Source organism: Stenotrophomonas sp. 28608_Sma (assembly GCF_056486185.1).
On record NZ_CM151308.1, the window covers coordinates 1,777,238 to 1,786,936 of the forward strand.

Consider the following 9,699-nt stretch of genomic DNA (forward strand, 5'->3'; position numbering starts at 1 on the left):
TACCCGCGGTCTTTTGTGGCGATTCTCTGGTTCCACTGAGGTTGGTACGGATGTCCGATAATTCTTTTCAGAGCGCCGGGCAGAATCTCAGCCTGTGCGATACGTCCGACTTAAAGTGAACCCATGGCAAAGAAGACCCCCAAAGACAGCACCTCCAACGACACGACCTCTGCAAGGACCAATCCGATGGACGAGAACAAGAAGCGCGCCCTCGCTGCAGCTCTGGGCCAGATCGAAAAGCAGTTCGGCAAGGGCTCGGTGATGCGCATGGGCGACCGCGTGGTCGAACCCGTCGAAGCCATCCCGACCGGTTCGCTGATGCTCGACATCGCGCTGGGCATTGGTGGTCTGCCGAAGGGCCGTGTCGTTGAGATCTACGGGCCGGAATCCTCGGGCAAGACCACCTTGACCCTGCAGGCCATCGCCGAATGCCAGAAGATGGGCGGTACCGCGGCCTTCATCGACGCCGAGCACGCGCTGGACCCGATCTACGCCGCCAAGCTGGGCGTGAACGTGGACGACCTGCTGCTGTCGCAGCCGGATACCGGTGAGCAGGCGCTGGAAATCGCCGACATGCTGGTCCGTTCGGGTTCGGTCGACATCCTGGTGATCGACTCGGTTGCCGCGCTGACCCCGAAGGCCGAAATCGAAGGCGAGATGGGCGACCAGCTGCCAGGCCTGCAGGCGCGCCTGATGAGCCAGGCGCTGCGCAAGCTGACCGGCAACATCAAGCGCTCCAACACCCTGGTGATCTTCATCAACCAGCTGCGCATGAAGATCGGCGTGATGATGCCGGGCCAGAGCCCGGAAACCACCACGGGTGGCAACGCGCTGAAGTTCTACGCCTCGGTCCGCCTGGACATCCGCCGTATCGGCGCGATCAAGAAGGGTGACGAGATCATCGGAAACCAGACCAAGATCAAGGTCGTCAAGAACAAGCTGGCACCTCCGTTCAAGCAGGTCATCACCGAGATCCTGTATGGCGAAGGCATCAGCCGTGAAGGCGAGCTGATCGACATGGGTGTGGATGCCAAGCTGGTCGAGAAGGCTGGCGCCTGGTACAGCTACGGTGAAGAACGCATTGGCCAGGGCAAGGACAACGCCCGCGGCTACCTGCGCGACAACCCGACTGTCGCCGCCAAGCTCGAGGCCGAGCTGCGCGAGAAATTCCAGCCGGCCGAAGCGGCCCGCGAGGAAGGCGACGACGAAGGCGAAGACGAATAAGGCTTGCTGTGGGGCAGGGTGGCGCCGTCAGTGACGTCGCCCTGTCCCGCAGGTTCGAATCGCCCAGGGATGGGCTGGGCGCCACGGATGGCGCCACCCTTGGAGTACCCATGTCCGACGCCGAAGACATTCCGACCGGCCGCAAGCGCCGGCCGCGTGAGCAGACCCCCGTGCAACGGGCGCTGGGCCTGCTGGTCCGCCGCGAGCACTCGCGCAAGGAACTCACCCGCAAGCTGACCGCCCGTGGCATCGAAGACGAAGCCGCGCAGGCCGCTGTCGCCAAGTTGACCGAGGCCGGCTGGCAGGACGACACCCGTTTTGCCGAGAACCTGGTGAGGATGCGCGCCAACACCGGTTATGGGCCGATCCATGTCCGCGCCGAGCTGGGGACCCACGGCCTGGACAGTGCCGCGATTGCCGCAGCGATGGACAGCTACGAAGGCGACTGGCAGGAAAACGCCCGTGATCTGGTCCGCCGACGCTTTGGCGAGGCCGGCCCGCAGGACCTGACGCAGCGGCGCAAGGCCGCCGATCTGCTGGCCCGACGGGGCTTCGACGGCGACAGCATCCGCCGCGCAACCCGCTACGACCCGGATGACTGAGACTGGCGGCGCCGGGCCTGATACCCTTTAGGTTTTCGGCGGTCCCTCGCGACCCTGGCCAACGCGGCCGGTGGTCCGGGTCCGCCGGCCCGCAGACTGCCAGCCCCCAATGAACGCATCCGCCAAATTCACGACTTCCCAGATCCGCAGCGACTTCCTTGAATTCTTCAAGGGCAAAGGCCACACCATCGTGCCGTCGGCGCCGCTGGTGCCGGGCAATGATCCGACCCTGCTGTTCACCAACTCCGGCATGGTGCAGTTCAAGGACGTGTTCCTTGGCGCGGAGAAGCGCAGCTACGTGCGCGCGGCCGATGTCCAGCGCTGCCTGCGCGCCGGCGGCAAGCACAACGACCTTGACCAGGTCGGCTACACCGCACGCCACCACACCTTCTTCGAAATGCTGGGCAACTGGTCGTTCGGCGACTACTTCAAGAAGGACGCGATCGCCTGGGCCTGGGAGCTGTTGACCCAGGTCTGGAAGCTGCCGGCCGAGCGCCTGCTGGTCACCGTCTACCAGACCGACGACGAGGCCTACGCGCTGTGGCGCGACATGGTTGGCGTGCCGGAAGAGCGCATCGTGCGCATCGGCGACAACAAGGGCGCACCGTTCGCTTCGGACAACTTCTGGCAGATGGCCGACACCGGCCCGTGCGGCCCGTGCACCGAGATCTTCTACGACCACGGTGACCATATCGCTGGCGGCCCCCCGGGCTCCCCGGATGAGGACGGCGACCGCTTCATCGAAATCTGGAACCTGGTGTTCATGCAGTTCGACCGCCAGCCGGATGGCACCCTGGTGCCGCTGCCGGCGCCGTGCGTGGATACCGGCATGGGCCTGGAGCGCCTGGCGGCGATCCTGCAGCACGTGCACACCAACTATGAGATCGACCTGTTCCAGGCGCTGATCCGCAAGGCGTCCGAGCTGACCGGCACCGCCGACCTGGAAAACAAGTCACTGCGCGTGATCGCGGACCACATCCGTGCCTGTTCGTTCCTGATCGTCGACGGCGTGCTGCCGTCCAACGAAGGCCGCGGCTACGTGCTGCGCCGTATCATCCGCCGCGCCCTGCGCCACGGCTGGATGCTGGGCGTGCGCCAGCCGTTCTTCAGCAAGCTGGTGCCGACCCTGGTCGAGCAGATGGGCGAGGCCTACCCGGAACTGCCGGCGGCAGTGGACACCGTCACCCGTGCGCTGCAGGCCGAGGAAGAGCGTTTCGCCGAAACCCTCGATGCCGGCATGAAGATCTTCGAGGATGTGGCCGGTAAGGCCAGCAATGGTGTGATCCCGGGTGTTGACGCGTTCCGCCTGTACGACACCTATGGCTTCCCGCTCGACCTGACCCAGGACATCGCCCGCGAGCGCGACCTGACCGTCGACATTGCCGGCTTCGACGCCGCGATGGAGCAGCAGCGCGAGACCGCGCGCGCGGCCGGCAAGTTCGGTGGCGGCGTGACGCTGCCAGCCGAGCTGGTGGCGACCCTCAGCCCGACCGTGTTCCTGGGGTATGACCGCCTGCAGGCCGACGGCCTGACCGTGCTGGCCCTGCTCAAGGACGGTCGTCCGGTGCAGTCGGCCGATGCCGGTGATGCGGTCATCGTGATCACCAACCAGACCCCGTTCTACGCCGAGTCCGGCGGCCAGGTCGGCGACACCGGCGTGCTCACCGGCAACGGCGTGCGCCTGGCGGTAGAAGACACCCAGAAGTTCGCCGGCCAGTTCCATGGCCACGTCGGCACCCTGTCCGAAGGCGGCCTGAAGGTCGGTGATGTGCTGTCCGGCCAGGTCGATGGCGAGCGCCGTGGCGCCACCATCCTCAACCACTCCGCCACCCACCTGCTGCACGCCGCCCTGCGCGAAGTGCTCGGCACCCACGTGCAGCAGAAGGGCTCGCTGGTGGCGCCGGATCGCCTGCGCTTCGACTTCTCGCACTTCCAGCCGATCAGCGCGGAAGAGCTGGCCGTGATCGAGCGCAAGGTCAACCAGCAGGTGCGTGCCAACAACGCTGCCGAAGTGCACACCATGGCCATGCAGGAAGCGCTGGACTTCGGCGCGATGGCCCTGTTCGGCGAGAAGTACGGCGAACACGTGCGCGTGCTGAAGATGGGTGACTACTCCACCGAGCTGTGCGGCGGTACCCACGTCAACCGCACCGGCGACATCGGCCTGTTCAAGATCACCTCCGAAGGCGGTGTCTCCGCTGGCGTGCGCCGTATCGAAGCGGTCACCGGCCAGGGCGCCCTGGACTACGTGGACGCCGAAGAGGCTCGGCTGGCCGAAGCCGCCGATCTGCTCGGCGGCAGCGCTGCCGACGTGGTCGAGAAGATCCGTGCCCTCGGCCAGCGCCAGAAGCAGCTGGAGCGCGAGCTGGAAGCCGTGAAGGCCAAGGTTGCCGCTGGCGCCACCGCCGACCTGTCCGGCCAGGCCGTCGAGGTTGCCGGCGTGAAGGTGCTGGCTGCCCGCCTGGAGGGCTTCGATGCCAAGGCCCTGCGTGACGCCATGGACCGCCTGAAGCAGCAGCTGGGCGATGCGGTGATCGTGCTGGCCGGCGCCCAGGACGGCAAGGCCGCCCTGGTCGCGGGTGTGAACGGCAGCGCAATGGGCAAGGTCAAGGCCGGGGAACTGTTGTCCCATATCGCCGGTCAGATCGGGGGCAAGGGCGGCGGACGCCCGGACCTCGCCCAGGGTGGTGGCGAGGACGGGCCCGCCCTTGCCACTGCGCTGGCTGCAGTCGTCGAATGGGTCAGCCCCCGCCTGTGATGAACCTGGCCGTCCCCCTCCTTGTAGGAGCGGGACGGCTGACGGTACCATTGCGAATCTTTTCCCTTTGTCGTGGTAGCGCTTCTTGACGGAGCGTCAAGCCGGTGGGGGATACCCTTCCACACGGTTCCATGGAGACTTACAAAAATGTTGATCCTGACTCGCCGCGTCGGCGAAACCCTGATGATCGGAGACTCGGTGAGCGTCACCGTGCTTGGCGTCAAGGGTAACCAGGTGCGTATCGGCATCACCGCGCCGAAGGACGTCGCTGTGCATCGCGAAGAGATCTATCAGCGCATCCAGCGCGGTGACGAAGCCGGTGGCACCGGTAGCGAAAATTCTGCCGAATAACGCTTTACCTTCGCACTCGATTAACGTTATGATTCACGCCCCGCTGAGGTGCAACGCACCAGACGCGGAGAAAACCCCGGAGTGATGCCCGAGTGGCCGAAGGGGCTCCCCTGCTAAGGGAGTATAGGGTCAAAAGCTCTATCGAGGGTTCGAATCCCTCTCACTCCGCCAAGTTAAGAACTAAGCCCCTGTTTTCAGGGGCTTTTTTCGTTTCTAGGCCGCGCGTCCCATGCTTTGACCCACATTCTGTGGATGCGTGATCGAAGCGATGAAGCGGTCGATGTCCTCTTTCAACCATACCGCACGCGCGCCGATCTTGTACGACTTCGGGAACGTGCCTTCCTTCACCCTGCGATAGATCGACGAGTGGCCCAAGCTGGTGCGCACTGCGACGACTTCGATCGGTTGCAGGTCGGCGTGCAGTTCCGCGACAGTGATCTCGCGCGTCTTGTTCGTAGCCATGTTGTCCTCCTTCAGTTCGTGGCCAGCGCAGCGCGCAGCTGCTCGGTGGCGGTGTTCATGCGGACATCCTCCGCAGGTGCAGAATTGATCCCCACTGGGCGGCCATCGCTGCAGCAATGCCGGGGTAGGTCTTGCTGCGTTCTTTCCAGCGGTCAGGGCCGGGCGCCATACGGTGGATTCGATCCTCGCGGCCTTCCACGATGTTGGTCGGCGTCAGGCGGGGCAGTCCTTTCAGCCACAACGCGGTGGCCTTGGTTTCGCCATGACCGAACTGCCATGGCTGGACAACTTGGTCCGGCTTTCGCCATATCGAGGACATGATGCAAACCGGATTCTCGATGGCGATCATCGGGATGTCGGCCTTCGCCAGCATCATGAAGAACGACACTGCCGACTGCTGCCTGCCGTCCATGCGCTTGGCCTCGAAGTGCCGCGCGCCGCTGACCGAAAGGTGGGTGCAAGGCGGATGCGCGATCATCAGATCCCACGGGTAGTCCAGCACGTCGCGCACGTCGCCTTGGTAGTGCGGTCCTGGAACATCGGTCGGAAGGAGGTCACAGCTCATCGCCTCGTGCCCCCCCCCAAGGAACTGATCCCGTACGGCGCCGCTGTACTCGCAGGCAATCAGGACGCGCATTTCCGAAGCTCCTTCTTGAAGTTGTCCAGCGCGATGTTCATCGCGACATGAACCGCCTTACGGTGAGGCCCGGTCCACGATTCTTGGATAGCCGAAACAATCTCCTCCAAGACACCAATTGCCCGCTCAGACTCCTCCTGCGCGGTGGTGAGCAGCTGGTCAGCCATGGGCAGCCGCCTCTGCGCGCTCCGCCAGCTCGGCCAGAAAGCCCGGCCACAGATGCTCCCAAAAGCCCTCGGCCTGCGGGTTGGGCACCTTGTAGTCGCTGCCGCCGCCCTCGGAGAAGGCCTGATAGAAGTGGCGGTGGCCGTAGACCAGCGACTGGAAGCCGAACTCGGTCTCGAAGTCGGCGAGGTCGATGTCCATCAGCAGCTCGCGCGCTTCCTCGTTGGTAATCTCGATGCGCCTGCGTTCCTGCAGTACCCACTTGGTCAGGTTCTTCTTCGCCACGCCGCCGTCGTACACGTCCGACTGCAGGCCCCACAGCCGGCCGATGATGTAGTCCTTGTTGCAGTGGCTGAGGAATTGCGCGGCCGGCGACCCCATGGACCCGAAGAACGTACCCACGATGCCGAAGACGGTGTTGCAGGTCAGCTGGGCCCAATAGCGGATGTCACCGTTGCTGTGTCGCTCGCAGCCTTCCACAACGAAGAAGGTCCCATGCTCGCGAGCCTGCTCGTTCTTCACCACAATATGGGTGATCGTCTGCTCAGGCATTGCGCACCTCCGGGCCGTGGACGGCCTTCTGGTGCTCAATGACCTTGTGCGTGAGGTGCCGCGCCGCAGCCTTTGAGGTCTCGACGATGCTCTCGGCACAGGTGCGAAAGATCTCCTCAATGTGGTGATCGTTGAGGTTGAGGATGACGGTTCCAGCCTCTCCGGAGAATGTGGCCTTGCCACTGTGCTTGCCTTTGTTCGGGCCGTATTCTTCCAGCCTGATGGTGAGATTGGTCAGGATCATTTGCCCACCGCCTGGCTGTCGATCAGGGCCAGCACACGGTTGTAGGCGTTTACCGCCGGTCCCGGGTCACGTTCGTGCAGGGCATCATCCTTCAGTCGCTCAACAGATTCCCGGAACTGTCCTGGGTCAAATGCCTGCTCCGGTGGCACGTAGCGGGTCCCGTAACCTTCATTCCCACCCAGGTCCACGGCCTGCGCGGGCGGGGCGGCGATGGTCGGGCACGGACCCTCATGGCCATCTGCCAGCGTGCACGCCCAGCCGTTCGGCGGCAGCGCGCAACGCTCAACCGGAAGGATGGACCATGCGTCTTCGTTCTCTGCCGCCAGCGCCTCAGCATCCGCACGACGAACCAGCCACAGCGCTGCCGACCTGTCTGCGGTCCATTCGGGGCCCACCTGCCCCCACGCCATGTACTTCTCGCCGCTGCCGTTGGAGATCACGAACCCGCCGCTGCACACCGGCTCCCCCACCGGCTGTCGGGCGGCCTTCTGGGTGCAGAATTCCGTTGCTTCGCCCAGAGCAACGCTATACGGTTGCTTGGACGGCTGGCGGGCGGCGAGTGCTGCCTGCCACATCGCCCAATCTTGAGCGGTGCGAGCGTTCACGTAGTAGCCCTGCGCGTCACGCTCAAAATCGCCGCCTCGATATTCCTCGAACTGCGTACGCGCATCCTGACCACCCGGGGAGGGCTGGGCGGAGAGATGCTTCCAAGTTAGCCACGCGCCGTGGGTTACCTCGGACAGGTATTCGCCGCTTCCGTCTTTCTGGATCTCAAATTCACGTGCGTGAGGCCACGCCTCAAACCGCGCCCGCTCGGCCTGATCCCCCAGCCTCACCCTCCCACCGGGCCGCACTTCCGCCAGGGTCTTGTTGTCGTTACTCATGCCTGTTGCTCCTTGTGCTGGTGCCACTTGATCGAATGGATGCGCCGCTCTGCCTTGTGGCTGAACCGTCGCGGACGGGTTGCTGAGCGCAGCCAGGGGAATCGGGTATGGACACGGCGCATCAGTCGGTGGCTGCTGGCGTGCTGCAGATGGCCGGCAAAGCTGGCGATGCGGTTGGAAAGATCGCGGAAGTCGGCCGGCGTGGCGCGAAGCTTGTCGCCCTGAACGTGCATGCCTTCCCACTCGGCCAGCGCGGTGTGCAGGTGACCAACCACTCGGCGTCGAGCCAGGGCATGAGTCGGGTAGATCACGTAACCGAGGAAGTCCAGGCCGTCCGTGAGGCGGCAGAGCTTCTGCTCGGCTTTCAGGCTCAGCCCGAGCCGATCCCGCAGGAAGACCTCGATCTGGTCGCGCCAGGTCGCCAGCTGCGCGCGGTCGTGGTGGAACAGCACGAAGTCGTCCACGTAGCGCAGGTAGCGCTTGGCCTTGAGGACGTGCTTGGCGAACTGGTCCAGCGCGTCCAGATAGACATTGGCGAAGAACTGGCTGGACAGGTTGCCGATCGGCAGGCCGCGCCCGGCCGGGGCGTTGGCCAGCCGCTTGTGCGGCGGCACCTGTGCCTGCTCGGCGGCGGTGGCGCGGTACTGGACGCCGGCATGCAACGGCGACCGGCGCAGCAGAGCATGGGTGGCCCGCTGGACGATCAGCGGTGCACCACGGCGCCGCAGCCGGCTGCGCAGCATCCTCCACAGGGTTGGCCGGTGGATGCTGTTGAAGAAGTTGGCCACGTCCAGCTGCAGATACCAGCCGCCGCCCTGACCGCTGTGCACCTGGCGCACGAACTGCTGGGCCCTGCGCACAGCCGCATGGCTGCCGCGGCCCTTGCGGTTGGCGTAGCTGTCGTGGATGAACGTCGGCTCCCATAGCGCTTCCAGTTGCGGCACCAGCCAGTGGTGCACCACGCGGTCGGCGAAGTCCGGCGCATGGATCTCGCGGGCTTTCGGGCGGGTTGCCATGAAGCACGTCGAGGGCCGTGGCTCCCAGCGGCCGGCCAGCAGCTCGCGCTGCAGCTGCAGCAGCCCATCGGCCCAGCGGTGGTCGAAGCGCAACTGGTTGAAGCTCGGAACCTTCTGGCGGCGCGCACGCCGCCATGCCTGGTACAACTCCTGCAGGCCTACCTCTCCCTGAAACTCACCGGCACGACGCACGGCCAACGCGAACCCGTTGTTGTTGCGGTGGTTGTTGTTGACGTTGCCGTTGTTGAAATTGACGTTCCACGCGGACGCCGAGGACCAGGCGGCCGCCTCCCCATACACTTGCGACCAGGCCGCGCAGCCCGGATGCGGATAGTGCGGCTTCGTCATGAGTTGGCCCCCGCAAGGGCGGTACGGGTACTCAGTTTCTTGCCGCGCTGCGCGACGCCATCGGCTTGCGCATTCTGGGCATGGGAGACTTCGCGCAGGCGGCGGCGCCAGCCGCCGGCCTGCATGCCCAGCTCTTCGGCCAGGCGGATAAGCATTTCAAACTGGCGGAAGCTGGCGAAGGCGCCAACCCCCTTGCCAATCTGCAGGAGCTGCTTGAGGGCATCGATATCCCGAACCAGCACCGCCACCCATCGTGCCTGGTCGGCGCGTTCGCGCCAAGCATTGTTGGCGTTGATGAACACCTGCTGGGCACGCGCGCGCAGGTCGCTACCGATCTGGTAGCGGTGGTAGCGGCCGAACCGGCGCACAGCGTTATCGATCTCGACCGCCATGCGTTCGGCGGCCTTGATGATGGGTGGGGGCTGGAAACGAGAGGTCATCGGGAAAGCCTCAGCA

Annotated in this window: 12 protein-coding genes and 1 tRNA gene; 5 read left to right on the forward strand and 8 right to left on the reverse strand. The window is 65.0% G+C overall.

What is annotated here, in order from left to right; genetic code table 11:
- Positions 1–186: 186 nt before the first annotated feature.
- The 5 genes from recA (at position 187) to ACZLHH_RS08325 (ending at position 5,106) form a co-directional block, all read left to right on the forward strand.
- The gene (gene recA / locus ACZLHH_RS08305) at positions 187–1,224 is read left to right on the forward strand and encodes a recombinase RecA (RefSeq protein WP_005412937.1); all 1,038 of its coding nucleotides are present in this window, start codon (positions 187–189) and stop codon (positions 1,222–1,224) included.
- Positions 1,225–1,334: 110 nt separating this feature from the next.
- Positions 1,335–1,826 carry a recombination regulator RecX gene (gene recX / locus ACZLHH_RS08310; RefSeq protein ID WP_005409024.1) on the forward strand — a complete coding sequence of 164 codons (492 nt, stop codon included), beginning with the start codon at positions 1,335–1,337 and terminating at the stop codon, positions 1,824–1,826.
- A 109-nt stretch (positions 1,827–1,935) separates the two neighbouring features.
- Positions 1,936–4,584 (forward strand): alanine--tRNA ligase, encoded by a 2,649-nt coding sequence (alaS, locus tag ACZLHH_RS08315; protein ID WP_180844143.1) that lies wholly within the window; start codon positions 1,936–1,938, stop codon positions 4,582–4,584.
- A 147-nt stretch (positions 4,585–4,731) separates the two neighbouring features.
- Positions 4,732–4,935 carry a carbon storage regulator CsrA gene (gene csrA, locus ACZLHH_RS08320; RefSeq protein ID WP_004152909.1) on the forward strand — a complete coding sequence of 68 codons (204 nt, stop codon included), beginning with the start codon at positions 4,732–4,734 and terminating at the stop codon, positions 4,933–4,935.
- Between the two features lie 78 nt (positions 4,936–5,013).
- Positions 5,014–5,106 (forward strand) — tRNA-Ser (locus tag ACZLHH_RS08325).
- A 42-nt stretch (positions 5,107–5,148) separates the two neighbouring features.
- Here the strand turns inward: ACZLHH_RS08325 and ACZLHH_RS08330 are convergent.
- The 8 genes from ACZLHH_RS08330 to ACZLHH_RS08365 are packed head-to-tail and all read right to left on the reverse strand — an operon-like array spanning position 5,149 to position 9,635.
- A complete protein-coding gene (locus ACZLHH_RS08330; RefSeq protein ID WP_180859975.1) occupies positions 5,149–5,397 on the reverse strand; it encodes a helix-turn-helix transcriptional regulator in 249 nt (82 codons plus the stop codon).
- Between the two features lie 55 nt (positions 5,398–5,452).
- Positions 5,453–6,034, reverse strand: coding sequence for a hypothetical protein (locus tag ACZLHH_RS08335; RefSeq protein ID WP_478478762.1), 582 nt, complete (start codon positions 6,032–6,034; stop codon positions 5,453–5,455).
- Positions 6,022–6,201, reverse strand: coding sequence for a hypothetical protein (locus ACZLHH_RS08340; RefSeq protein ID WP_478478763.1), 180 nt, complete (start codon positions 6,199–6,201; stop codon positions 6,022–6,024). The genes ACZLHH_RS08335 and ACZLHH_RS08340 overlap by 13 nt, the downstream gene beginning before the upstream one ends.
- On the reverse strand, positions 6,194–6,751 hold the full coding sequence (locus ACZLHH_RS08345) for a phiTE_072 family protein (RefSeq protein WP_197610009.1): 558 nt from the start codon (positions 6,749–6,751) through the stop codon (positions 6,194–6,196). Before ACZLHH_RS08345 ends, ACZLHH_RS08340 begins: the two co-directional genes overlap by 8 nt.
- Positions 6,744–6,995: a hypothetical protein gene (locus ACZLHH_RS08350; protein WP_197610010.1), complete on the reverse strand. Its 252-nt coding sequence runs from the start codon at positions 6,993–6,995 to the stop codon at positions 6,744–6,746. The genes ACZLHH_RS08345 and ACZLHH_RS08350 overlap by 8 nt, the downstream gene beginning before the upstream one ends.
- Positions 6,992–7,879 carry a phiTE_015 family protein gene (locus ACZLHH_RS08355; RefSeq protein ID WP_197610011.1) on the reverse strand — a complete coding sequence of 296 codons (888 nt, stop codon included), beginning with the start codon at positions 7,877–7,879 and terminating at the stop codon, positions 6,992–6,994. The genes ACZLHH_RS08350 and ACZLHH_RS08355 overlap by 4 nt, the downstream gene beginning before the upstream one ends.
- Positions 7,876–9,243, reverse strand: a complete 1,368-nt coding sequence (locus ACZLHH_RS08360; protein ID WP_459056896.1) for an RNA-directed DNA polymerase — start codon at positions 9,241–9,243, stop codon at positions 7,876–7,878. Before ACZLHH_RS08360 ends, ACZLHH_RS08355 begins: the two co-directional genes overlap by 4 nt.
- Positions 9,240–9,635 carry a four helix bundle protein gene (locus tag ACZLHH_RS08365; RefSeq protein WP_197610013.1) on the reverse strand — a complete coding sequence of 132 codons (396 nt, stop codon included), beginning with the start codon at positions 9,633–9,635 and terminating at the stop codon, positions 9,240–9,242. The genes ACZLHH_RS08360 and ACZLHH_RS08365 overlap by 4 nt, the downstream gene beginning before the upstream one ends.
- Positions 9,636–9,699 lie beyond the last annotated feature (64 nt).